Source organism: Leifsonia psychrotolerans (assembly GCF_013410665.1).
Taxonomy (GTDB): Bacteria; Actinomycetota; Actinomycetes; order Actinomycetales; family Microbacteriaceae; genus Cryobacterium; species Cryobacterium psychrotolerans_A.
This window is the reverse complement of sequence record NZ_JACCFM010000001.1, coordinates 3136409-3160083: the sequence shown is the minus strand read 5'-3', so window position 1 is coordinate 3160083 and position 23675 is coordinate 3136409. Positions and strand designations below refer to the sequence as shown.

At 61.1% G+C, this 23675-nt stretch carries 21 protein-coding genes; 10 read left to right on the top strand and 11 right to left on the bottom strand.

What is annotated here, in order from left to right; genetic code table 11:
• Positions 1–383 precede the first annotated feature (383 nt).
• From HNR05_RS14420 to HNR05_RS14405, 4 genes are all read right to left on the bottom strand, one after another.
• A complete protein-coding gene (locus HNR05_RS14420; RefSeq protein ID WP_179579774.1) occupies positions 384–2123 on the bottom strand; it encodes an ABC-three component system protein in 1740 nt (579 codons plus the stop codon).
• The gene (locus HNR05_RS14415; RefSeq protein WP_179579773.1) at positions 2124–2372 is read right to left on the bottom strand and encodes an ABC-three component system middle component 6; all 249 of its coding nucleotides are present in this window, start codon (positions 2370–2372) and stop codon (positions 2124–2126) included.
• A complete protein-coding gene (locus HNR05_RS14410) occupies positions 2369–3307 on the bottom strand; it encodes an ABC-three component system protein (RefSeq protein ID WP_179579772.1) in 939 nt (312 codons plus the stop codon). Before HNR05_RS14410 ends, HNR05_RS14415 begins: the two co-directional genes overlap by 4 nt.
• Positions 3308–3446: 139 nt before the next feature.
• Complete coding sequence (locus tag HNR05_RS14405; protein WP_179579771.1) at positions 3447–3938, bottom strand: hypothetical protein; 492 nt, start codon at positions 3936–3938, stop codon at positions 3447–3449.
• Positions 3939–4287: 349 nt separating this feature from the next.
• On the opposite strand from HNR05_RS14405, the gene HNR05_RS14400 reads away from it, so the two are divergent.
• Positions 4288–4977, top strand: a complete 690-nt coding sequence (locus HNR05_RS14400) for a hypothetical protein (protein WP_179579770.1) — start codon at positions 4288–4290, stop codon at positions 4975–4977.
• A 93-nt stretch (positions 4978–5070) separates the two neighbouring features.
• On the opposite strand, the gene HNR05_RS14395 is transcribed toward HNR05_RS14400, so the two are convergent.
• On the bottom strand, positions 5071–5466 hold the full coding sequence (locus tag HNR05_RS14395) for a hypothetical protein (RefSeq protein ID WP_179579769.1): 396 nt from the start codon (positions 5464–5466) through the stop codon (positions 5071–5073).
• A 134-nt stretch (positions 5467–5600) separates the two neighbouring features.
• Between HNR05_RS14395 and HNR05_RS14390 the strand changes: the two genes are divergently transcribed.
• From HNR05_RS14390 to HNR05_RS14370, 5 genes are all read left to right on the top strand, one after another.
• Positions 5601–6356, top strand: coding sequence for a TnsA-like heteromeric transposase endonuclease subunit (locus tag HNR05_RS14390; protein ID WP_179579768.1), 756 nt, complete (start codon positions 5601–5603; stop codon positions 6354–6356).
• Positions 6343–8241, top strand: a complete 1899-nt coding sequence (locus HNR05_RS14385; protein ID WP_179579767.1) for a TnsB C-terminal domain-containing protein — start codon at positions 6343–6345, stop codon at positions 8239–8241. The genes HNR05_RS14390 and HNR05_RS14385 overlap by 14 nt, the downstream gene beginning before the upstream one ends.
• Before the next feature lie 2 nt (positions 8242–8243).
• The gene (locus HNR05_RS14380) at positions 8244–9329 is read left to right on the top strand and encodes a TniB family NTP-binding protein (RefSeq protein WP_179579766.1); all 1086 of its coding nucleotides are present in this window, start codon (positions 8244–8246) and stop codon (positions 9327–9329) included.
• Positions 9330–9847: 518 nt separating this feature from the next.
• Positions 9848–11287, top strand: coding sequence for a zinc-ribbon domain-containing protein (locus HNR05_RS14375; RefSeq protein WP_179579765.1), 1440 nt, complete (start codon positions 9848–9850; stop codon positions 11285–11287).
• Between the two features lie 293 nt (positions 11288–11580).
• Positions 11581–13053: a DUF1254 domain-containing protein gene (locus HNR05_RS14370; protein ID WP_179579764.1), complete on the top strand. Its 1473-nt coding sequence runs from the start codon at positions 11581–11583 to the stop codon at positions 13051–13053.
• Positions 13054–13145: 92 nt separating this feature from the next.
• Here HNR05_RS14370 and HNR05_RS14365 read toward each other — a convergent pair whose 3' ends face one another.
• From HNR05_RS14365 to HNR05_RS14350, 4 genes are all read right to left on the bottom strand, one after another.
• Positions 13146–13883 (bottom strand): gamma-glutamyl-gamma-aminobutyrate hydrolase family protein, encoded by a 738-nt coding sequence (locus HNR05_RS14365; RefSeq protein ID WP_179579763.1) that lies wholly within the window; start codon positions 13881–13883, stop codon positions 13146–13148.
• A complete protein-coding gene (locus tag HNR05_RS14360) occupies positions 13880–14593 on the bottom strand; it encodes a substrate-binding periplasmic protein (protein ID WP_343062609.1) in 714 nt (237 codons plus the stop codon). The genes HNR05_RS14365 and HNR05_RS14360 overlap by 4 nt, the downstream gene beginning before the upstream one ends.
• Positions 14590–16062 (bottom strand): glutamine synthetase family protein, encoded by a 1473-nt coding sequence (locus HNR05_RS14355; protein WP_179579762.1) that lies wholly within the window; start codon positions 16060–16062, stop codon positions 14590–14592. The genes HNR05_RS14360 and HNR05_RS14355 overlap by 4 nt, the downstream gene beginning before the upstream one ends.
• Before the next feature lie 62 nt (positions 16063–16124).
• Positions 16125–17333 carry a cytochrome P450 gene (locus tag HNR05_RS14350; protein WP_343062608.1) on the bottom strand — a complete coding sequence of 403 codons (1209 nt, stop codon included), beginning with the start codon at positions 17331–17333 and terminating at the stop codon, positions 16125–16127.
• A gap of 254 nt (positions 17334–17587) precedes the next feature.
• Here HNR05_RS14350 and HNR05_RS14345 point away from each other — a divergent pair, with 254 nt between their 5' ends.
• The 4 genes from HNR05_RS14345 to HNR05_RS14330 are packed head-to-tail and all read left to right on the top strand — an operon-like array spanning position 17588 to position 20966.
• Entirely contained in the window at positions 17588–18940 is a 1353-nt protein-coding gene (locus HNR05_RS14345; RefSeq protein WP_179579761.1) for an FAD-dependent oxidoreductase, read from the top strand.
• A gap of 44 nt (positions 18941–18984) precedes the next feature.
• The gene (locus tag HNR05_RS14340; RefSeq protein WP_179579760.1) at positions 18985–19452 is read left to right on the top strand and encodes a flavodoxin domain-containing protein; all 468 of its coding nucleotides are present in this window, start codon (positions 18985–18987) and stop codon (positions 19450–19452) included.
• Between the two features lie 33 nt (positions 19453–19485).
• The gene (locus HNR05_RS14335) at positions 19486–20253 is read left to right on the top strand and encodes a GntR family transcriptional regulator (RefSeq protein ID WP_179579759.1); all 768 of its coding nucleotides are present in this window, start codon (positions 19486–19488) and stop codon (positions 20251–20253) included.
• Complete coding sequence (locus HNR05_RS14330) at positions 20250–20966, top strand: cache domain-containing protein (protein ID WP_179579758.1); 717 nt, start codon at positions 20250–20252, stop codon at positions 20964–20966. Before HNR05_RS14335 ends, HNR05_RS14330 begins: the two co-directional genes overlap by 4 nt.
• Here the strand turns inward: HNR05_RS14330 and HNR05_RS14325 are convergent.
• Positions 20955–21812, bottom strand: a complete 858-nt coding sequence (locus tag HNR05_RS14325) for a gamma-glutamyl-gamma-aminobutyrate hydrolase family protein (protein WP_179579757.1) — start codon at positions 21810–21812, stop codon at positions 20955–20957. The two genes, HNR05_RS14330 and HNR05_RS14325, sit on opposite strands and share 12 nt — an antisense overlap.
• A gap of 121 nt (positions 21813–21933) precedes the next feature.
• A complete protein-coding gene (locus HNR05_RS14320; protein ID WP_179579756.1) occupies positions 21934–23475 on the bottom strand; it encodes an APC family permease in 1542 nt (513 codons plus the stop codon).
• Between the last annotated feature and the right edge of the window lie 200 nt (positions 23476–23675).

The window sequence follows — 23675 nt, the reverse complement described above, 5'->3', positions numbered from 1 at the left end:
GAGCACTGGCCCGATTCGGTGTCGTCCAGCGCGGCCGGAGAGGTCGCCCGCCAGTTTGCGCTCAACCTTCGGTCGGCGATGAATGGGCGGAGTCTGCGAGCCGTAGCAAAAGACTGCGAACTAGCCCACGTGACCATTGCGCACGTCCTCGATGGCAACGCCTGGCCCGACCTCGAGACAATTGCGAAGCTTGAAGGCGGTCTTCGAACTCGACTTTGGCCGGTCGACTAACGCCAATTGAGAATGATAGACCGCAGGCCTCTCAACGAGCTCCTACTCGACTGCAGGACCCCTCCGAGGTGGGCACCGGCCTCATCAGCGACCGTTGCGGAGGGAGCTCCGCAGTTCGATACGCCGTAATCCGTCTCCCGCGGCACGGAGCATCAGTCAAAACGAAAGCCGAAAAGTCCGCCATCTTCGTAGGTGTCGGTCAGCCTAGGCTGAATTACGTACTCGTCGAATGGCGTTCCAACGCCTTCCACTTTTGCGAGTTCATCGGAGTTCATCGTAATGATGTACTGCATCTCCTCCTCGCTGCAGACCGCTGTCGCGAGTACAAGTGCGCGCGAGATTTGACGTTCGTCGACGCCATCAAATAGGTGGCTGTCATGAACCAGGAAGTCAGGGCCACGGCCATTCCGGTGCGCAATTACGGCGAGCGTTAAGTCAAAGCAGAAAATGACCATCTGGCCAATCCCCTTGCTTCTCTCTCCGCCGATATGAGGAACGATTTGAAGGCTCGTGTCCAATGCAGTGAACTCGATGTAGGCGTCCCTGTCCGGGCTATACAACGCTGCAGCGAACCGCTGGAAAAGCCGGTTGACTTCCTCGATGACAGCCTCTCGTTCGGCAAGGTCGCGATTCAGGGATTGACGCAGCTTGACTCGGTCGACCTTGATATCTGCTTCCGACTCTTCAAGCTTCTTCGCCATTTCAAATCGATTTTGTAGCGCCGCCAAATTGGCCCGCGCAACCGACAGTTGCTCCTGCATGGTCCCAAGCGCGGCTAGTGCGCCTCCCTCGCTCAAAGCGTGGAGAAGCTTTGCCTGGCCCTCGCCCAACTTGATTCGTTCTTCCTGGCGCAGCTCAAGCCTTGCCTTCGTCGAAGCAAGCTCCTCCTCAAGATACGAGCGGCGATTGGTGAGCACGCTTTCATGAAACCGACGGACCTCTTCATAGCTGCGCAGAACACGCTCTGGCAGGCTTAGACCGAGTTCTGCGTATGCTCGCTCTAGATATCGAGTATCCGGCTCACTCTCACTGTGAAATGCGGCCTCGAGGTCCTGAATGTTCGCTCTATCCGCCGCGTCCCCCGCGCGAAGCCCCCGAATCTTTCCATCCAGCTCGTCGGCATTTGCCTGCAGCAGCTCGTACTCCGGTACGACTCGAAACGTCTCAACTTGAGATTGAAGCTCGTGCACCCGCCGTTTTGCTGATGCAATTTGCCCGCGAAGCTCCGAAACAGACCCCACCAACAAATGAAACGAGGGGTCTTTGGCTGCCGCTTTTAGCTTTTTTAGCGTCCCATCACGAGCTGCCAACGCCGCGTAACTTCCAGCGAGGCGCCAGTTCAGACCAAGGAGATAGGCGACTTGAGCTGAGGCCACGGACACTGACTGGCTTGGATGAGTCTTTACTGGCTCGTTAAATCCGTGCTGACTCACCCGACGGATATATAGGCCAATCAACATTCGGGCGCTGACAGGGGCGTGCTCCTCCGGAAGACCAAATAGGTCGCGTCCAATCGCGCTCACCCAGGCGGGTATCGATTCGGAGCCGGCCAATTCGACGAGGGTTTTCAGCTCAACAACATTGGGTTCAAGCCTCACCTTTGATTTCTTCGCAAGCGACCGTGAAACAGTTAAGTCCCGACTCACGGAAGGCCAATTTAGCCGAAGGGTGAACTCATGATTCTTCAATTCGGGTGCCAAAAGGACTGAGTCGGTCAGCCGAGTCATACCGAGCTGGAAATGGAGAATCTCCACGACCGAAGATTTTCCGGAGCCGTTTCTTGAGTCGGTCGCGCTAGATGCTTTAGTCTTCTCTGCAACCAAGATGTTCAGCCCTGGCTGAAACTTGACTCGTTTGAAGCCCGGGTCAGTCGAGTAGAGCTCTACCAGCATCTAAATCCTCACAGTCTTGTACAACAGCCCATTCTCAAGGCGAACAACGTCGAGCATGTTGAGCACATCCAGTGCCAACACAAACCAGCCGAATGTAATTTGGCGATGATTGCCGTTTTGCAGACGCCAGCGCTTTAACTCGGTCCACACCTGACTTACCGTCATCGGCTCAGTGAGCACTATTGACACTTGAGCGCCGATGCTAAGCAACGCGCGCTGAGGCGCAATCCCCTTTGTAGGTGTTATCAACTGGCCGCGCTCATCTCAGGAACACGCCAATTTGGCGGTGGATTCTCAAAAATGTCACAAGTCTGAAAAAAGTACGCAAGGACGGCTGTCTGGGCACGATACGAAGCCCTCCCATCAGGGGCCCCTTCTCCCGCTAGAAAAATTTGCAATCGCTGCAAGACCACTTCTGGGTCGTCACTCGCCACTCTGACTTCTGCGTATTCATTTCGAAATCTTGCCGCGACCTCATCACGCTCCATGACATCGATGCGTTCGTTGTAGTAGCCCTCAATCGACGGGCTGTACTTCATAGCATCTCGAAGCTCAGCCTGGGTATCTGCGGTGAGCTCGCTATATAGCAGTTTTTTGGATGAAACCGACTCAACATGTGGCAGATCGGCTGCTTCCAGCCGACTTTCTCTTAGCTGCCCAAGCAGTTCCTCAAGTTCCACCAAGCCCACGCGAGACTCATGCGCAAGTGGCAAAGGCGTCCCGAGCAGGGACTCCGCCGTTGGACGGTCCAGCCGTCCAACCATGTCACGAATTCGAGGCTGCCCCATGACCTCAAACTTCAGGCTTTGGTAATCCGTCCGCGCCTCGGCGAGGGCCGTAGCGAGCTCTGGATGCACGCCCCGAACATCGTTGTGGACGAATACGAAAGTATGGAATTGGCGGGCGCGCTGCACGAGGGCACTAGCCAAGTCCGACTTGAACTTTTTCACCGTAGACGCCGCGTTTGGCACTTCAGGTGCGTAGCAGGCGTAAAGCTTCCCGCCGCTGAGGCTCAGGCCGTCGCTTCCTTGGTCACCGATATTTCCATGCGTGCGCACCGGAACAAAACTTGGGTCAACGAGTCCGAGCAGGTCTTGGAAGAAGCTTTCAAAGGCCGTTCCCGTTAGACCGAGCAAATGGGCCCAAAGCACTGGTCGCAGACCGATGCGCTCATGAAATTCCATACTCCCCCGCCCCAGGTCACTAACTATCGTGAGTCTATGGCCTATCTCATGCACATCTGAGCATGCGCTAATGCAATGCCGAAAGCACAGCAGGCAGTCATCCGCTCCCCACCCTGATTGCTCTCCCGGCCGGTAACTATTAGAAGGTCGACATTCGATGAGCGAACCGCGGGTTCGGGTCCTCTACCTCGGGCAATTCCAAGGAGTACCGGTCTGGGTTCCACCAGACAATCGGTAGTGTCGGGTCACCCTCCAGGTTAGACAAGTAGATGGTGTCCTCGGGATGGCCCACTCGAACATTCAGGCCGAGCGCACGGGCGATTTCACTAATTCTCTCGTTTGCCTTCGCTGCGCTCCCGAAGTATCCGATTGTTGCTCGCAGGTACGGAGCGGTCACGATTGCTGCTGTCGTGCCGCTCTCGCTCTTCCGGAAATGCCTTGCGTGGTCAAACAACGCGCTCTCAAGTTCATAGTCAGATTCCAAGCCATCGAGCAACTCGTTGTGTGCGCCTTTCCTCACCAAGCCTCGTATGGAGTAGATACCGCTTGTACCGGCTCGCTTCCTCAATGAATGCCTGGCGCCCCATTCTTCATCAAGTTCACCGTTGAGCCGAGCAACCATTTCAACCATTTCGTCCACCCGTCTTGTTGCAATGTCGTTTTCAGGCGAGGCTACCGGTCGACGCCGACATCGCAGGAATGGTTGACGATGAACTTTGCACCGACCACAGGAGGCAGCCACCGCGAACGCGTTAACACGACGATGTCTGAGAGCTCCCTGAACCGGTGACGCTCGCGGCCGCCTCCATCCGGCACTTAATCATCCCAGCGGCCGCAGTGGCAACCTGCCGCGCCTTCGGGGGGACCGCCCCGCACCCCTTGAAGCAGAACCAAGTGTTCATTAGTATGTACAACGGAAGGCGGTATCGCAGCCCCGCTAGAGCCTGGGTCGCAACACCCGTCGCACTAAGGAGTCTTCAATGGAAGACATACGTGAAGTCAATGCGCTCACCGGCACCGAAGGCGGCATTTGGCGAATCGTTACCCAAGGCAGCACTCACGTCATGGACTTGGACAGCGGGACCGTGACCAGACATCCGGGCCCGGGCCGGCCATCAACAGTCAATGACCGGCCACGACCGCTGCGCACAATCGACGCCTGCCGAGTAGGCGCTCGCGGGCATTGGACGATGTTGTCGGACGACATGCTCATTGACTACTACTGGCAGGATACGAGCGTCATCAGGCGCATCGAGCTACTGACCGGAGTTGCTCTCGCAAAGGCCTACACTGCGGCGTCGTTTCAGACGATGAAAGCTACGTACGGGCTCTTTACGGAGGCTGAGGTCACGGAAATCCTTGGACTCAAACAGGCGGGCCCTGACGAAATTCAGGAGCTGCTCGTATCGCGAAAGCTGCTTGGTTTCGCGCGGGATGGAGCGCTACAGTTCCCGGGTTTCCAGTTTGACCTCGACCTGGGCACTACCAAACAGGTGATTCCGGACCTTGTCACGCTTGCCTTGGAGCTCAAATGGCGCCTCGATGAGCTTGCTCTATGGCTCTGCGCGCCATCCACATACTTCAAAGACGACGCTTGCCCAGTCGCGTTCATCGACCAGCCAGACGAACTCCTTAAGAAGTTCCACGCCCAAGCAACTGTCGAATGGTGACGCTTTAGTCGCAGACAGTTGAGCTAAGCCGACAGTTCCGGGTTTTACAAGCGCTGTGAATTCGATGCTCAGGCCCAGCCTGGCAGTCAACCATCACCGCTTCGCGCGATTCTGCCTGGCTTCCTTCTCTCGTTGCTCTTCAAGCGCCTTTGCATGATTTCGCATCGCCCTATGCGACCATTCGCTAACTCCTTTGAGGAGCTCGTCAGCCAGGGCGATGTCTTCTAACCGCATCACCACCTCACCGCGCAGCATTCTGACTAGACGGTCATATTCAATCTGGGCCTCCGACGCGTATCGCTTGAATGTCCAATCTTCGACCTTCAGTCGCTCGCGAATTCGACATGCGTAGTTGTGCTGAAGCATTGCCGCTCGATGATGCCGTTCCGTCGGACCAGCGAGCATCGGATGCCATCGCATTTTGACTGCTTTGCCAAATGCCTCCGGCTCGGCAGAGAACGATTTCGGTTTATATCGCGGGTCACTCATTTGCTAAATGGTATCCGAATCGCGCTGGCAGATTGGAGCTTCGCGCTCTTTTGTGGAGCTAAAAGACCGACGAGCCTGCCCATACGGGCGATTCCTTCCGGCCACCGTTAATAGAGAGGTTCATGAGGCAAGAAATGAAACTTCCAAACAACGCCGAGCGCGTACTGGCGCTCCCCGCAACCATCCGATGGATTGAACCAGCGGACACCAAACGATTCGAGCCGGTGGGTCCGACCCTGCTCGATGAGGAGCTTTACCTAGCGAGCGAATTCCGTCGAGGAAATCGCTACAAGCACATGACCAACTTCCACGGGCTCTACTACTTTTCGCAAACCGGCCGCCATGTCTGGCACGAGTCACTTCTGGAAGCGAACACGCTCCGCTGGCTTGATATGCATGCCGATGTGACGGCAATCGCTGCACAGCCATTTGAACTCTCGTTTGGCGACGGAACCAAGCACACGCCCGACTACATCGCGTTACATGCCGACCATCAACAAGTTGTGTACGACACGAAGCCGACGAAATACATCCAGAGCGAGAAGTTCCAGTTGCAGGCCGCCAAGACTCGAGCGGTCTGCGACCTAGTGGGTTGGCGATACGAGGTCTACGGCAGCCTCGATACCCAGCTGGAGCAGAATCTTGCCTGGGTTTCGGCTTTCAAACATCCCGGCTACTTCCCCGGTAACGACGCCGCAAGTAGCGTCGTCGCCGCGCTGGCCACTCCCCTGCCTCTCATCGAAGCAGCACGCGCGAGCGGCCTTCCCACCCTGGCTGAGTGCCGTTCGGCGCTTTACAACCTCATCTGGGTCGGCCTCGTATCCGTTGACCTCACCGAACCGCTCAGCGATTCGAGCATCGTTGAAAGGGGGCGCCATGCCCACGCTTGACACCAACGCACCCATTCTTCTCGACGACGGTGAACACGTCGTGGTCCAATGCCAAAATCCATTTGTTCGGCTCCGTCGCACCGCAGATGGCGAAATGTTTGACTTGAACTTCACCGAACTGGCACGTCGTCAAGTCGGTATCCCCGCGACTATCCCCATTCAAGCTCGCGCGCTCGACGCACTCTCGCCCGCAGCCGCCGGCAGCGTTAATGAATGGCTCCGAAACGTCGTCGAAGTCCTAACAGGGTGCACGTTCGATGGCACGCCCCTCGCCGGATACGACCCGTCGACAATTTCTCAGAATCAGCGGGTTGAAATGAGGATTTCTGAACTCGTTGCCGCCGGGAAGTCGGTATCGAGGGCAACATTCATGCGCAAAATTAAGGCATACCGCGAACACGGCGCTGCTGCACTCATCGATGGCCGCAGTATTCGACAAGGCGGCCCTTTCGACATGCTCAACACAGATGTGTTTGACGCGTTGTGTACGGTCATCGCGAATCAGACGTCTCGCTCAACGGGCACCAAATCGCGCCTCATTATTGAGACGCGCGCTTTACTCATCAAGCAGTTCGGCTCGAACGCGCCAGTGGTGCCTCCGCCGGCCTCGATGTATCGCTATATCGACACGCTCACCAAGGGGAAGCACACTACGGGCAGCGCATCGACAAGGCGCTCACTGGCTGACCGTCCTCAGCGACAGTTCGGTTTCAACTTCCAGGCACTGGCTGGCGCGGAGGTCCAGGTCGACTCAACACCGATGGACATTCTGGTGAAGTCTCCATCCGGCGAGATAGTTCGCCCCGTGCTGACCATCATGTTGGACGTAGCTACACGGAGCATCCTCGCCTCAAGCCTTCGCATGGAGGCGACCAAAGGTACCGACCACGTCACTTTGCTCGCTGAAGCACTCGTGCCGCCAGCCAACCGACCCGACCTCACTCTGTTTCGCCGAATGCTGCAGGACCGCACTCCTGGCCACCGCTTCTTGGATGCAGACGAACGACGCGCATTGGAGTCAAAGCGCCCATACATTTACCCACGCCGAATCATGATGGACAACGGCAAGGATTACATCAGCTCCACCTTCCTTGCTGCGGCGGCCCAGTTCGGCATCGACATCACGACGTCGGCACCGCGTACCCCGGTTCACAAAGCCATGGTGGAGCGGATGTTCGGCAGCATCAACAGCCTCTTCACCCAGCACCTACCAGGCTACGTCGGGCGCTCCCCGGAATTCCGTGGCAACAAAGTCGAAGAGGAACCGCTGCTTCACATTTTCGCTTTACGCGAGCTCTTCGACGATTGGGTACTGAAGAACTGGCAGAACCGCCCCCATTCCAGCCTGCGCGACCCGCTTTCGCCCACGGTCCTACTTACCCCCAACCAGATGTGCGCCCAGGCCTCCGAGTTGACCTCCACCCTGCACCTTCCACTGACCGAAGACGACTTCATCACCCTTCTCCCGACCTCGTTTCGCACAATCCGCAGCACCGGCATCGAGTTCAACAGCCGTGTCTACGACTCACGGAAGCTAGACGATTACCGCGGCAAAAAATCCAACGACCGCGCGCACAAGGGATTCTGGGAGGTCAAGTCTGACCCATATCGACCCCTGCAACTTTGGGTGCGCTCTCCGGAGCACAAATGGATTGCCTGCCGCGCCCGAGATGAGGAAGTCCTTCTCGCACCGCACACAGCGGGTGCCTTCATCGGACGGCGGAACACCGACCGTGAAGACGTTGCCATCATGGACTCCCTTCGCGTGGGAGTTCCGATGCACGGCTCATTTGAGGACGACGCACCGACTGAAGAAACCATCGATACCCCGAGCACGCCGTCATCGACAGCGAGCTTTGACACATTCAACCCCGACGAGGACTAACCATGCTTCTTTTCCACAACACCGACCGGCCCGCAGAACTTCACACCCGCGAAGGCCTCACCGAGTACTTGAGCACTGCACCGCCTGTGCCTGAGGTACTCACTGAGCGCGACTACCGCAGTCTCTCCGATTCAGCGCGTTCCGAATACGACCGCACTCGCATCCTTTATCTGTCTGGCAGCATCCTTCTGAATACCGCTCAGCTGCAGCAGGCGAAGGTGCTTCTCCAGAAGAGTTTTGCGGCGAACATTGGCCGCAACTCTGGTCATGCCGGTCTAATGATTTCCGGCGATTCCACCGTAGGGAAGACCACCACGGCGAAAGCACTCATGCGTTATGTGTTCAGCCAGTACGCCCGGCAAATTCCGGAATATCAGTCTCTCGGACATATCCCGGTTGTGTATGTCGAGGTTCCCGCAGGTTCGACAGGGAAACTCCTCATGAAGACCTTTGCCCGGTTCCTGGGTCTGCCGGTGCGAAGCACAGAGACAATGCTCGACATCCGCGAGCGCGTAGTCTGCGCCCTCAATGCCGCCCACACCCAGCTCATCGTCGTTGACGAGCTCCAGAACCTCGCCAGCCGGAACGTTGGCAACGGTGAATCCGTCGACATTCTCAAGAACATGCACAACGACTTGGCGGCGACCTTCGTCTACGCGGGAATCGACCTGACCAGCGGCGAACTTTTCAACGGAAATCGTGGCCGTCAAATCAGCGGGCGGTTCAACCTTGTCAAGATGGAACGGCTGAAGCGAACCAACCCCGACGGCAGAGCTGCATGGAAACAGCTCATCACGGGATTTGAGAAGAACCTCCCTCTGCGCGACCACAAGCTTGGCACTCTCCCCGCGATGCACGAGTATCTTTTCGACCGCACCAATGGCTCTATTGGTAGCCTCGGGCGACTTCTGACCGGTGCGGCAATCGACATCATCACCGACGGCGGAGGTAGGCCCGAACTCATCACTCGGGAGATGCTCGAAGAGCAGGTGTTGGACATTGCAGCCGAGGATTTTTATGCCACCACCAAGAAGACCGTTGGTCGCCGCACTCTAGAATCTGTCTTGGCCGAAAGCTTGGCGTCATGAACGGGCAGATGCGCTTGTTTCCCTTCGACGTGCGCCCTCTTCATCGCGAAAGCGTTGACAGTTACACTCGCCGCCTCCTCGCCGCAAACTTCTCGAGTGAGACCCACAAGAATCAGCTCATCAGCAGCATCACCGCTTCCAGCAAGACTGCCGACCGCGCCGCGACATGGCTGGAAGTGCTTGTTGCGAAGACGAAGCGAGCAGAACTACACCTTGGGGCCGATTCCAGCTCTTGGCTCCGCCACGTCGACGGTGGGTCCTGCGCGTTCTGCAACGAGTTGCTCCCAGCCTCCCGTCATATGTGTGCTCACTGTGCGGCAGGGGCAGATGTCGAGCAGAACTCTCACTTCGATGATTTGGTTTGCGTCCGCCATGCGAGATGGGTCGGTCTGCACAGCACGCGAGAGGACCAGAGCCACGTCGGCGTCGAACATGTCCGCGCCGAGCTCATCTTCCGCAAACTCCGCAGCCAACACCGCATCGACGTTCGTCTCTATGTGCTTCTCCGCGACGTGCTTATGGCATCGGCAACTGCAACCGACAAGCCATCCGCCGAGTCCGACGTGTTCCCAGCTGTGATTGCAGTGGCAGCAGTAGCAACCGCGCCCGACCTCGCGCGCGCAATCTTCAATCCCCGCTCGACCTTCCTGAATTCATTTCAGAAGCTGTCGTCCGCGCTCGCTGCGGCACTAGACAACGCGCCCCCCGAACTCGCACGGGCGTTGTGGCTTTACTTGCGTCCGACCGCCTTTGCCGTTCGTCACTCAATCCTCACTGGGGCGACTTTTGAACCCGCGTGGCCCCACGACTTTCCCCTGAGCGCGCACGTGGCCGGCGCACTTAAAGCAACACGGGACGAGCTTGAACCGTTCGAGAATTACCTCGCTGTCACTGGCGACGACCCGGTCACCGCCGCACAATTTGGACTCGCGTTCACCAATGAGCGACGCCTCGCGGCACCGACAGCCATCGGCGACGTCCGTCAGGTTCTGGCTATCTGCGCATCCGGTCACCAGTTCGAGACCGACCGTGAACGACCCTTCGCTGCACGCCCAACCAGCGCACCGAAATGCCCTGTCTGTCACGGCCACCTCATCGTCGCCGGATACAACTCACTCGCCGCCGTGCGGCCCGACATCGGTTCCGAATTCGACCTCGCTCGAAACGGCGGCTTGACTGCTGAGCAGATTTCTCCCGGCTCAAAGGAACGATACTTCTGGCTCTGCCCTGACAAGGGCCACAGCTACGAAGCAACCGTCTCAAACCGCACGTCAGCGAACTCAAGGTGCCCCGTCTGCCTCAACCGACTCATCATCGCAGGGGTTAATGACCTGGCGACCACACACCCTTTGCTCGTCAACGAGTTTCACCCCAGCTGGCTGGGACAAGTCTCGCCGACCGCGCACGGAGCTGGAAGCTGCCTCATAGTGCGTTGGGTCTGCCCAAACGGCCACGAATACTCGATGTCAATCGTTGACAGGGTCAATAGCAAAGGCTGCCACGAATGCGTGACCGGACAGCGCCACCCTTCAAACGAGAGCCTGGCCTTGACTCACCCGCTCATTGCCGCCGAGTGGCATCCCACCCTCAATAAGGGGCTAACTCCGGATGACTTCACTCACGGTTCTGACTACACGGCGTATTGGCTCTGTCCTCACGGTCACCGCTACCGACAGCGAATCGAACGACGCACCGCCGGCTACAAGTGCAGTGTCTGCTCAAGGCGCACTCTCGTTCCGAACGTGAACGATTTGAAGACAACGCAGCCCGTCTTGGTCAGAGAGTTTCATCCCTATCTCAACGGGCCAACCGACCCAAGTCGAATCTTCGCGGGAACCAAACTGTATTGGTGGAAGTGCCTCGCCCACGGACACGTCCACAACCAGAGCGTTCTCCATCGCATCGCTTCAAACGGATGCCCCGACTGCCCTCCATCCGAACGGATACTCGCCGAGTAGTCCGGAATCTTGAACGGCCGTGAAACCTATTGACTAGGTTTCACGGCCGTTTTTGTTTGCCCTCGGGGTAGTCTCATGTTTGGTGAGAATTTGGCCGCCATCACCGCAACGACAACTCCAGCAGGCGCCTGGTCTCACGGTGATTGAAAAGTCTCAACTAGCTTGAGAACTGACATCCACGTATCACTCCCCACACAACGTGTCAGTGCACACCCTCTATCGCGGTCACCGACCGTGCGCCTTCACCCTGAGAGGGTGAAGGCCGTGGTGCCCTCAGACCTTATGGTGAGGCCATGGTCACCTCGACGAACATCCCGTCCGGTTACAACACTCCGATCCCGAGCACGATCTTGACGCCTGATCGAGTCGAGACCCGCATCGGCAGGCTGGAGTTCTCCGACGGATTCCCCAGCGGCGAGACCGCCCGAAAGGTCTTCGACCACCTCGACTTTTTGCGGGCCGTGGAGGTGTTCCTGCAGTGTGTTCCCGCGGCCTCGATGGAAGGCCTGCGAACGGGCTTCGCCAGCGTTGGCTGCGACTCCGCGCAGACGATGGTGATCGCTGACCGCCTTCTGGATTCCAACCCGCTCTTTCTGACCGGCAACACCGACACCGTCTACGCGATCGCGATGCTTGACCTTGGCCGTGACGGCCCGACGGTCGTCCAGATCCCACCGGGGTGCGGTCCGGGCACCGTCAACGACGCCTGGTTCCGTTTCGTGACCGACATGGGCGCTCCGGGACCCGACCGTGGTGCCGGCGGCGACTACCTGCTGGTTCCGCCCGGCTACAAGGGCGAGATCCCGGACGGCTACCACGTAGCCCACTCGACCAGCTACACCAACCTGCTGGCCTTGCGCGGCTTCCTCGTCGACGGCAAGACCGACGCGGCAACCCAAATGTTCGAGACGGGTGTCAAGATCTACCCGCTGTCCGCTGCGGACGAGCGCCCAGAAATGACGTTCATCTCCATCTCCGGCGCAGCAGTCAATACCATCCACGCCAACGATCAGACGTTCTACGCAGAGGTCGCGGATGTGATCAGACGTGAACCGATTGAGATGATCGATCCCGAGACCCGCGGTCTGCTGGCCTCGATCGGCATTCACAAGGACCACCCATTCAACCCAGACGAGAGGATGCTCGCCACCCTCACCGACGCCGCCGCGGTCGGCAACGCCACCGCCCGGGCGATCTGCTTTCAGACCAGGGATCCGCGCGCCTACTACTACCCAGATCGCAGTTGGAAGACGGGCTTCGTCGGCGGCGACTACCGCTGGCTCGACGGCGACGGCCGCAGTGGCCGCAACATGGACGCCAGGACGTTGTTCTTCTACCAAGCGACGTTGAACACTCCGGCGATGGCGCTTGAGATGGTGGGTGTCGGCTCTCAGTACGCCATCTCCGAGCGGGACGCCACCGGCGCCTTCCTGCAGGGCGGCAGCAGCTACCAACTCACCCTTCCGCCGGGCATTCCCGCCAAGGACTTCTGGTCGCTCATCGCCTACGACCCGCAGACCCGCTCGGAGCTGCAGACCGGCCAGCCACTGCCCAGCCGGAGCAGTGTGAACAACCGAAATGAGCTCACCTACAACGATGACGGCTCGATCGATCTTCTCTTCGGGCCCGAACCGCCCAGTGAGCACCGGGGCAACTGGATCCAGACGGTCGCGGGCAAGAGCTGGTATGCGATTCTGCGACTGTATGGGCCGCTCAAGCCGTGGTTCGACAAAACCTGGATCCCCAACGACATCGAGCGACGCTGAACGGCACGCAATCGCTGATCGACCCCGAACTGCGTGTGTCGCGGGGAATCATCGCCTGATGCGTGCTCAGCGATCACGCGTCCCGGCACCGATCACAGCACTTCAGCACCGATTCCGGCGAGACGGCCCCGGGCCGCGCGGGCACCGGCCCGGGCCACCAGCCAGTCGAACAGCGCACGCTGGCGCGCATCCGTCGCCGCAGCGTCCTCGGGATGCCACTGGATCGCGATCAGCTCATGGCCTGCGAGTTCGAGCCCCTCGACGATGCCATCCGGGGCGACAGCAGAGATCGTGAGGCCTTCGCCGACCCGGTCGACAGCCTGGTGATGATACGAAGACACGTCGAGCGCACTGTCCCCGATCACCGTGGCGAGGCACGACCCGGCGGTCAGCGCCATCCCATGCACACTGCCGCGATGCGCAGCGGTCTTGTCGCCGAGGTGCTGCACGAGTGTGCCGCCGTGCATCACGTTCAGAAGCTGAAAGCCCCGGCAGATCGCCAGCACCGGCACCCCGGCGGCGAGCGCCGCCGAGATGAGCCCCGCCTCGAACGCATCTTGCCCGGCGTAGTCGGCGACCATCGTCTCCGGCTCAGCAACCTGGCCGTAACTCGCCGGATCAAGATCGGCGCCGCCGGGAATGAGCAGGCCGTCAAGCCCGCGCATCCGCTCGGTGGGGCGGAGCGCGCTCTCGGCAAAGAGGGTGAGCGGCTCGCCCCCCGACCGCACCACAGCGCTGAGCACCTGCGTGGCCACCGCGTTGCCGTCATAGCGCAGGCCGTGCACCCGATTGGACCACATTCCCGTCACGCCGATACGCGGAACCGTCATCGGACTTCCGCGACCTCGCCCAGGGGGAAGGGGAGCAACGGCATCCACTTCGCCCAGATCGTTTCGAGGCTGCCGTCGGCGATCGAGTCGGCCAAGGCCCCATTGATCGCCTCGCGGAGCTCATCGTTGCCCGGCGCGACACCAATCCCCCAGCGATTGCCGGTCTGGATCGTGAATGCCTCAACGAACGCGGGGTCGGCTGTCAGCGGCAGCATCACCACGTCGTCGTCGACGAATCCGTCCACGTCACCATTTCTGGTGGCCTCGATCATGTCGCCGAACACGTCGTCGCTCGCTCCGAAAGCGACGAGTTCGACTCCGGGGAACGTCTCGGCGAGTGCCATGTTTGTGGAATTCGAGATGGCGGCGATCCGGTATCCGGCCAGATCGTCCGGCGTGCGCGCCGGGTCGCCGGCCCGCACGATGAGCGTCTCGTTGAAGATCGCGTACGGAGCGGTGAAGTCGACCTGCGCCGCCCGCGCCTCGGTCATGCCCTGTCCGCACCAGACGGCATCCGCGTCGCCTCGGCGAACCGCCGGGATCATGTCCTCCCAGGGAAGCATGACCCATTCGTGCGCGTAGCCGAGTCGGCTGAAGACGAGCGCCGCGGCATCCGGCTCATAGCCGACACGGGTAACACCGTCCATGCTGGCATTGAACAGCGGCGGGGCCTCGGAGTCGATACAGGCGAGACGGATGACGCGGCTCACGGGATCGCCTCCCAATACTGATCGAACTCCCACTGCGAGATGGTTCCGCAGTAGCGCGCCCACTCGTCCTCCTTGAGTTCGAGGTAGATCTTGGTGAGCCCGGCCGGCATCGCGTTCATCAGGTATTCGTCGGCACGGAATGCGTCGATGGCCTCACCGAGAGTTCTCGGCAGCTGGGTGTCCATCAGCTCAGCGGAGGGGCTCTCGGGCGACCCCGGGTCCAGCCGGCGGTCGAGGCCGTCTTCGATCGAGGCGAGGAGGTACAGGTGTGAGAGGTAGGGGTTCACGCTCGCGTCGGGCAGACGGTATTCCATCCGCCCGTTCGACGAGATGCGGATGGCGACCCCTCGAGTGTCGAGCCCCCAGTCGGCACCGGACGGCGCGAACTGTCCGATGTCCCAGAAACGCTTATAGGAGTTCACCGTCGACCCCATGATGAGCATCGAGCCCGGCGAGTGCACCAGCATGCCGGCAATGGCGTGCTTCGCGGTCTCGGTCACGTGCAATTGCACACTGCCATCCTCGATGACGTTCTCGTCTCCGCGCCACAGACTGAGGTTGTGGTGGCATCCGTTTCCCATCTTGCCGTTGTACGGCTTGGGCATGAAGCTGGCTTCCAAGCCGAGCTCGCGGGCGACCTGCTTGCAGATCTGGCGGTACACCGTGAGGCGCTCGGTCGAGCGGTCGGCGTTGTCGTAGTTCCAGTTCAGCTCGAGCTGGCCGTTGTCCTCGTAGTCGCCTTCGATCATGTCGAAGCCGAGCTTCTGGGCGTAGTCAATGACCTTCTTATAGACGGGGCGCATCCGCTCGAGGTTTTCGACCTGGTAGGCGGGGCTCTGGCCATCCTTGGTTTTGACCTCCATGCCGGGTCCAGCCCAGGTCATTTCAGGCTCGAGGCCGCTCCGCAGCTCGAGGCCGGTGCGCTCGGTGAATGCGGCGTGTGCACGTTGGAAGAGAGCACGCACGTCGTACTCCATGAGCCGGCCGCCGACGCCCTCGAGGTGAGGGGGCTCGTAGGCGGTGCAGAACATTCGGGCCACATCGGTGTCCCACGGCAGCACGTTGAAGGTGTCCGGCTCGGGAAGCGCCCAGAATTCCTGAGCGGCGACGCCGCCGCCGATCAGCTGCCCGCCTCGGTTGGTCTGAAGATCGGTGAGTGCAGTGCGGTGAAACGCGATGCCTTTACGCAGGTTGCGGGCCACGTGCTCGGCCGGAACGACCTTGGCGATGGTACGGCCGCCCAACGTTGGAATCATGTAGTAAATGAACTTCACGCCGGCATCGGAGATCTTGCTCTCGAGAGCCTCGATGACCTCTGGCCGGAGGTTGGCCTCCTGGTGCCGATCGAAGGCACCGTCATCATTCAGAATTTCACGAAGGGCGTCGCCGAAACGGCTTCCGACCGCAGGGAGCGAGGGCGCGGCGTCAAGCCGATCCTCGAGGTCGAGCAGCGCGGGGGTGGTGTTCATGGTGGGTCCTCTCAACGTTGAGCCAGGTACGTGATGCGTAGTGAAAAATGGGGGGGGATGAATTAGCCGCGGCGCGTGAACGTGAGCGGGTACACGATCGGCCCGGTGTTTCCGGAATCGGGCAACCAGGTATCGCCGCCGGGGCAGGCGAGGTTGGTCAGGTGCTTCGCGAGAATCGGCAGGGCGACACTCATATCGGCGCGTGCAATGTAGTGGCCAAGGCAGTGGTGCATTCCGCCGCCGAAGGTGTGGTGCGGAAGCCGATCCTCGGCCGCGATGTCAATCTCGTCGGCCGGGTACGCGCGCGGGTCGGTGCCGCTCGTCTGAGTAAAGAGGTGCACCGTGGTCCCCTTCGCGATGTCGAGGCCCCGGTAGGTGAAGTCCTCATTGGCCTCCCGCGTCACCCAGGTGGTCGTCGGGTTGACCCGCAGTCCCTCGTCGAGCGCCTGACGTGCGAGTTCCGGGCGCGCTGCGAGCAACTCCCACTGGTCGGGGTGGCGCAGAAAAGTCTGGATCAGCAGCCCGAGCTGGTTGCGGGTGGTGTCCATTCCGCCGAACAGCATGAGCACGAGGGCATTGCGCAGTTCTTCGTCTGAAAGTTTGTCGCCGGCTTCAGAAAATTGCACCAGACGCGAGACGACGTCCTGTCCGGGGGTTCCCTTCCGTTGCTGAATCAGAGTCTCGACGTAGCGGTAGAGCTCCGTTACAGCGTCGTCGATCCGGTCAATATCGTCCTTGATACTCACCGACAGGGCAAAGCCGATGGTGTTGGCGTGCTCGGCGATGAAGCGCCAGTCGTCGTGCGGAATATCGAGCATGATGCACAGGGCCCGGGTCGCAAACGGCTCGGCGAAGTCGCGCACGAACTCGATCTCGGTGCGGTCGCCGAAATCGGCGATCAGTTCTTCGGCCAGGGCCGCGAACTGCGGCTCGAGGCGGCGGGCTGCCGTCGGCGAGAATGCCGGATTGAGCAGACGACGGATGCGGTGATGCTCGTCGCCCTCCAGCACGAGGAGGTTCTTCACCCACCAGTCGTAGAAGATGCCGCCATGTACACCGTGGTGGTCGGGCCACTTCGCACTGCCCTGATTGAGGTGCGGGCTCTTCAGCAGTTCGGAGACTTCCTCGTAGCGGAGCACGCTGATGCCGTAGCTGGAGCGCGCATACCAGCTGCGCTCCCGGGCGTCACGAACAGCCTCGGATTGCATCGAAAATGTGGGATCGGAGATCTCGAAGTACGGAATGTCGACGCTCGCCGTGCTGGTAGTCACTTGTGCTCCTTTGTAAAAGTGAGTGGCGCATCCGACTCCGGTGGGAACCCGGCTTCATCGCCTTTCCGCTGAACTTGTGAATAAGCTACATGTGAATGATTAAAACCGCAATGAGATTCGGTAAACAGCACGAAGCCCTTGATTTCACTGCAAAATAAAACATTCACAACCTGAAAGTTTTGTGGCTACAATAGCTGCACTGATACCGACTTAGCCGCCAGGTGCCGCCGGAATCCGAACTAGGGAGTTCTCTCATGACGTCACCGTCGACGCCCCGCATCGCCATTGTTGGCAGCGGCCCCAGCGGCTGCTATCTGGCGCAGTCCCTCCGTCGTCACTGGCCGGATGCGGAGATCGTCATTCTCGATCGCCTTGCGTCGCCGTTCGGGCTGATCCGCTACGGGGTTGCCGCCGACCATCAGAGCACGAAGGCCATCACACGCCAGTTCGAGCGCTTGTTCGAGCGCGACGGGGTGCGATTCGCCGGCAATGTGGAGCTCGGCTCCGATGTAACCCTCACCGACCTGCGCGCCTGCTTCGACCTCGTGGCGCTGGCTACCGGCCTCGCCGAGGACCGCGCGTTGGACATTCCGGGCGAGCATCTGCCCGGCGTCACCTCCGCGGGTCCCTTCACCCGCACCCTCAACGCGCATCCGTTCGCCCCGGTCGAACTGCCGGATCTGGGCGAGAGAGCCGTCATCATCGGGGGCGGAAACGTGGCGGTCGACGTGCTGCGTTTTCTCGCGAAGCGGCCCGAGGACTTCGTCGGCAGCGACATCGCAGACGAGCCGCTCGCCGCCTATGCCGCACACCCCAACTCCCGCATCACCGTGCTGAGCCGCTCCGGGATCGCCGCGGCGAAGAGCGATGCTCTGATGCTGCGCGAACTCGGAAAGTTGGCGCACGTGCGCTTCTCCTGCCCCGATCCTCTCGACGTGCCCGCGGATGCCGACCGGTCGGCTCACGCCCGCTCCGCAGCGGTGCGCGAACTCATCGACCCGACCAGACCCACCTCCGCAGAGCTGGAGGTCGAGTTCAGATTCGGCTGGGTGCCCGAGCGCATCGAGGGAACCGACCACGTCTCAGCCGTTGCCCTGCGGGCCGCCGACGGTCGCACCGAACTGATCGACGCGGATGCCGTCATTCGCGCCGCCGGTTTTCAGCTCGGATCCGGCCTCGCCGGGGTGCTCGGCGACGGTGCCGGCAGCGCCGACAGCATCGGCGACGCTGACATCGGCGACGCTGACATCGGCATCGACCTCACCCACCGCACCGACCTCGGCTTCCTCGCCGCCGGGCTGTACCGCACCGGCTGGGTCAAGCGCGGGCCGGTCGGGACGATCCCAGAAAACCGCACAGATGCGAAGGCCGTCGCTGATGAGATCGCAACGGATGCCGCAGCCGGCATGCTGGTGATCGATCCCGCGCGACTCGGCTTCGAGGGACTCCCCCTGTCCTGCCGGAACGCGTCGATCTCATACAGCCACTGGACAGAACTCAACCGCGCCGAGTGCGCGGCTGCCGGCGCGGACCGTGTTCGCCGCAAGACCCCCAACCACGATGCCATGCTCCGCCTCGCGCGGACCGGCGCACCCACCCCCGCGTAGCCGGCGTCGGCTTCGCGCAGACCACTCGCCACGAAAGGCAACCCATGCAGATCACCGTTCTCTACGGCACCGAATCGGGCAACTCTGAGCTGATCGCCGATGACCTCGGCACTTCGCTTCGCGCGGAGCACGATGTCGAGGTCTCTGACCTTCAGGACTACGACCCCGCGCGGCTACACCCTGACACCCTCATCCTTCTCGTCTGCTCGACGCACGGCGAGGGTGAATTGCCGAACACCGCAGTGCCGTTCTATGAAGCCATCAATGCTCTCCAGCCCGACCTCACCGGGCTGCGCTATGCCGTGTTCGGCCTCGGTGACACCTTCTATGAGGAGACCTATAGCCAGGGCAGCGAGGTGCTCGACCGTCGCCTCACCGAACTCGGCGCGGTACGCATCGGCGAGTACGGTCGGCACGATGCGTCGTCCTGGGATCTCGGCAGCGATCTCGCGCTCGAATGGGTCCCCGGCATCATCGAAGCCTTCGAGGCCGTGGCACAGCCCATCCACTAGTCTGGGGACGCCTCGACCATGGAAGGATCAGGTGTGAACAAGTCGACGACATTCCCCCAGGTGTTCAGTGACAATCCTGCGCCCCTGGCGAACGGCCGCACAATCGCTGAGAAGATTGCCTCGTCCATCTCACTCGGAATGCTCTCCGTCGGCGAGCGCCTGCCTCCGGAACCTGAGCTCGCACATCAGTTCGGGGTCGCCACGGCCACCCTCCGCAAGGCACTCGCCGCCCTCCGGGAAGAGGGAATCGTCAAGACCCGCCGCGGCAGGTCGGGTGGAACATTCGTCGTGCGCGCCCCGTTCCCGAGCAGCAGGGCGATCCGCGAGTATTTGGCAGCCACCAGCATCGTCGAGCTTCGCGACCTCGGCGACGAGCACGTCGCCGTCGCCCAAATGACCGCTGAGCTCGCCTCCACCCGCTCGTATGCCGGCTCGACAACCCGCCTCGTCGACCTTGCCTACCGCGTTTTTGACGCCAGCTCGCCGGTCGAACGGGCGACCGCCGACAGTCGCTTCCACATCGAGATCGCCGTGCTCGCCCAGTCGTCGCGTCTGCTTCGTGCCGAACTCCGGCTGCAGAACGAGGTCAGCCCGGTGCTCTGGTCCGACGTGACGGCCGAGGTCGATGCCCAGGCGGCGTTGGAACAGCACCTTGAGCTGGTGACGGCGATCGAGAACGACAGGGTGGAGCAGGCGCAGCGCATCATCGCACAGCACATCCGGGGCAACGTCACCCACCTGATTGATTCAAAGCTTGCCCTTGGCCTGATCGGCCCGACCGGAAAGGATCCCCTCCGATGACCCCGACGGTCACCCCCCAGGAGATTTCCGCAGTGCTGTCTACCTGGTTCCACAACCAGTTCGATCAACTCGAATCCCTCGCGCAGACTCTCAGCGCAGAACTCGACCTTGACGACGCGAAAAGGTTGCGGGTCGCGGATGCCGCGCGCAAGCGGATGCGCCAGCACTCGGCAGAATTCCTCCGTGCGAATCCCGTTGCAGACGGCTGCGGTCTCATCTTTTCTCGTGCCGCACTCGGTTCATCCAATGGTCAGCTCGAATGGTGGGTGCGAGAAGAAGATGCCCGCTTCGCCCGCTACTCCTTCGGCGTGAACCCCAACGGCGACCGGTACTACGACTATGAGCAGCTGGAGTGGTTCACGAAGGCCTACGAAACAGGCACCCAGGCCATGGCCGGCCCCTACATCGATTATCTCGGTGTCGAGGACTACATCGTGACCCTCACCACACCGATCACGGTGCAGGGCATTCGTGCCGGTGTCGCCGGCTGTGACATTCAGATGACCGAGCTTGAAGCGAACCTCGTTCCCGTGCTCCGCCGCCTCGAGGCCGACAGCGCGATCCTCAACTCTCACGGCAGCGTCGTACTCGGCAGCTCCGGCCGCTTTCTGTCTGGCGATCGGATGACACCGCCACCGAGTGGGTACACCACGATTCCGCTCGAGCCGGCGAGCGCAGGGCTCTCGCTACTCTTTCACGGCTCAGCCTCGTAGTTCGGCGGGCCGCCCCACGGCGCCCGCCGAACCAACTCGCTCACGTGCGACGGACCGTCTCATCCGGCACTGCTCGACGAACGCCCCGAAGAGTGCCACGCGGTCCGCGGCACTCCCGTGGTCGTCCTCGGGGTGCCACTGCACGCCGACGATCCAGCTGCGATCCACGACCTCCGTGGCTTCGACAATTCCGTCGTGCGCCGTCGCGGTGACCCGAAGCCGGTCTCCGACACGATCCACCGCCTGGTGATGCCCGGATCGGACCGTCAGCAGGTCGGAGCCTGTGAAGATGTCGGAGAGGTGGGATCCGGCGTGCAGCACGACTTCCTCATTCACGAACATCGGTTGCCCCGGGCCACCACGGTGCAGATCGGAGGGCTGCAGATCCGGCACGAGTGTTCCACCGAGGGCAACGTTCAGCAGCTGCGATCCGCGGCAAATCGCGAAGACCGTGCGATCGGCCTCAATAGCAGCCGTGAGCATGGCCAGGCAGAAGTCGTCGGCCCGACGATCCACCCCGAAGGTATTCGTCGCGAGGCTCGGCTGTCCATACAGCGCTCCGTCGACGTCCCCGCCCCCGAGGAACACCAGCCCGTCCGGCGCGAGTGCGGCCTCGACCGGATCGGGCTTCTGCGCGGCAGCTGAGTCAATCAGGATGGGGTGAGCGCCCGCCGCCCGGAGCTCTGCGAATGCCGTGCGGGTGAAGCGGGTCATCAACTCATGCGCCTCCTCGCCCATCTGCGGAAACGTGAGTGAGACGACCACCCCGATCGTCGGCGCATCAGTGGCGGGCTCGTAGCCCTCCTCCGGAGCGAGATCGCGCGGGTCGACAGCGAGCGTGGTCATAGCGTGGTTCTCCTTGCGTAGCAACGGCGGGGCACGTGTCGGTGCCCCGCCGTCTCAGTCAGGCGTGAATAGTGAAAGTGGCCGCCCGAATGCCTGCTCACTTCATTGGCGGCCGAGTGTTCTACTTCTGGGTTCCGGCACCGACGAGATCGGAGGTGCGGATCGGTCCAGTGGCATCGCCCGAGGGAGCGTCACCAACGAGGTAGGGCTTCTTCACCCACATGTACAGACCGCCAAAGCCCAGCACACCGACGGCGCTGAGCGCCACGATGAAGTTCACGTACCAGGGCGACTCGGGAGAGCGCGGCCACGCGAGCGCCAGAATTCCGAGGACACCCCAGGCGAGTGCGAGCACGTTGACGAGGTAGGCCCACGAACCGAGGCGGAACGACCCGGCTGGCTTCCACCCGAGCAGCCGTGCCCGCAATGCCGCGAGCACCACCATCTGGAAGGCGATGTAGATGCCCACCGAGCTGAACGAAATGATCGTGGCCAGCGCATCCGGAAGCAGAATCGAGATCACGACGATCGCCCCGGGGATGACAGCAGCGAGGATCAGGGCGTTGGACGGCACCCCGGTGCGGGCATTCACCTTCACCAGCTGGCGGCTGAACGGCAGGATTCCGTCGCGCGACATCGAGTAGGTGAGGCGGCTCACAGCAGCCTGCAAGCTGATCAGGCAGGAGAGGAACGAGACCAACACGACGGCGATGACGAACTTGTAGCCGACCGGCCCGAACGCGGAGGAGAGCACTGCAGTGAGCGGGTCGTTCGTGGAGCCCGCGTTGAAGTCCTCGATGACCGCGACGTAATCGGGCACGGCCAGGATGAGCGCGAACGCCACGAACATTGCCGCGAAACCGCCGATGTAGATCGTCCAGCGCATCGCCTTCGGAATTTGCAGGCCGGGGTTCTTGATCTCTTCGGCGACGTCACCGCAGGCCTCGAAGCCGTAGTACTGGAAGATTCCGATGAGTGCAGCAGCGGAGAACGCCACGAAGTAGTGCTGTCCGCTGCCGGCGCCGAAGGTGTCGAAGAGCACCGTCCAGTCGTGCTCGCGAGCGGTCAGCAGAAGCCAGGCACCCACGACGAGCGCGCCGGCCAGTTCGCAGACCAGACCGATCTTGGCCGCGCTGTTCAGAATGCCGGTGCCCGAAAGGTTCAGCACGGTGGCGATGAACATCATCACGAGCGCGCAGACGACGGTTGTCGTGATGCCGGCTTCAGCGTCGAAGAGCGAGCCGAGGAACGGGCCGGCGCCATACGAGACGGATGCGATCGTGGCAAACATGGCCACGATGTACACCCAGCCGTTCATCCAGGCCCATTTGCGCCCCCAGAGCCTGCGGGCCCAGGGGTAGACGCCGCCGGCGACCGGGTAGTTGGAGACCACTTCACCGAAGATCAGCGAGACGAAGAACTGTCCGACTCCGGCGATGAGCAGCGCCCAGTACATGGGCGGTCCGCCCTGTCCCAGTGCGATCGCGAACATCGAGTAGACGGCGACGACCGGCGAGAGGTAGGTGAAGCCGAGAGAGACGTTGCCCCAGAAGGTCATCTCCCGTTTGAACGTTGTGTCGTAGTCATAGCCGAGGGCGGCCAGCTGGGCGGCGTCCTCGTCGTGGTCGTGGGCTGGTACAGCTGGTTCGCGTGCGGATTCCATGGGCTATGTGCACTCCTTTGTACTCTTCACTCGATCATCGTCGACCGGGGGACGCCCAAGAACCACGGGCATAAAAATACAAGCTATATGTGAATGTTTTATTTCGCAACCCTTTTTTTGCAGGGGCAAAAACATTGATTTTGTGCGAAATATCTACACTTCTCGACTAATCTCAGGATTTAGTAATTCATTCGCTGCTG

Bases quoted from the DNA above. Each gene is read 5' to 3' on its own strand.
- HNR05_RS14410 (WP_179579772.1), bottom strand. From the start codon at position 3,307: ATGGAATTTCATGAGCGCATCGGTCTGCGACCAGTGCTTTGGGCCCAT.
- HNR05_RS14355 (WP_179579762.1), bottom strand. From the start codon at position 16,062: ATGAACACCACCCCCGCGCTGCTCGACCTCGAGGATCGGCTTGACGCC.
- HNR05_RS14320 (WP_179579756.1), bottom strand. From the start codon at position 23,475: ATGGAATCCGCACGCGAACCAGCTGTACCAGCCCACGACCACGACGAG.
- HNR05_RS14385 (WP_179579767.1), top strand. From the start codon at position 6,343: ATGCCCACGCTTGACACCAACGCACCCATTCTTCTCGACGACGGTGAA.
- HNR05_RS14405 (WP_179579771.1), bottom strand. From the start codon at position 3,938: ATGGTTGAAATGGTTGCTCGGCTCAACGGTGAACTTGATGAAGAATGG.
- HNR05_RS14325 (WP_179579757.1), bottom strand. From the start codon at position 21,812: ATGACCACGCTCGCTGTCGACCCGCGCGATCTCGCTCCGGAGGAGGGC.
- HNR05_RS14330 (WP_179579758.1), top strand. From the start codon at position 20,250: ATGACCCCGACGGTCACCCCCCAGGAGATTTCCGCAGTGCTGTCTACC.
- HNR05_RS14420 (WP_179579774.1), bottom strand. From the start codon at position 2,123: ATGCTGGTAGAGCTCTACTCGACTGACCCGGGCTTCAAACGAGTCAAG.
- HNR05_RS14400 (WP_179579770.1), top strand. From the start codon at position 4,288: ATGGAAGACATACGTGAAGTCAATGCGCTCACCGGCACCGAAGGCGGC.
- HNR05_RS14380 (WP_179579766.1), top strand. From the start codon at position 8,244: ATGCTTCTTTTCCACAACACCGACCGGCCCGCAGAACTTCACACCCGC.
- HNR05_RS14370 (WP_179579764.1), top strand. From the start codon at position 11,581: ATGGTCACCTCGACGAACATCCCGTCCGGTTACAACACTCCGATCCCG.
- HNR05_RS14395 (WP_179579769.1), bottom strand. From the start codon at position 5,466: ATGAGTGACCCGCGATATAAACCGAAATCGTTCTCTGCCGAGCCGGAG.
- HNR05_RS14375 (WP_179579765.1), top strand. From the start codon at position 9,848: ATGGCATCGGCAACTGCAACCGACAAGCCATCCGCCGAGTCCGACGTG.
- HNR05_RS14365 (WP_179579763.1), bottom strand. From the start codon at position 13,883: ATGACGGTTCCGCGTATCGGCGTGACGGGAATGTGGTCCAATCGGGTG.
- HNR05_RS14340 (WP_179579760.1), top strand. From the start codon at position 18,985: ATGCAGATCACCGTTCTCTACGGCACCGAATCGGGCAACTCTGAGCTG.
- HNR05_RS14390 (WP_179579768.1), top strand. From the start codon at position 5,601: ATGAAACTTCCAAACAACGCCGAGCGCGTACTGGCGCTCCCCGCAACC.
- HNR05_RS14345 (WP_179579761.1), top strand. From the start codon at position 17,588: ATGACGTCACCGTCGACGCCCCGCATCGCCATTGTTGGCAGCGGCCCC.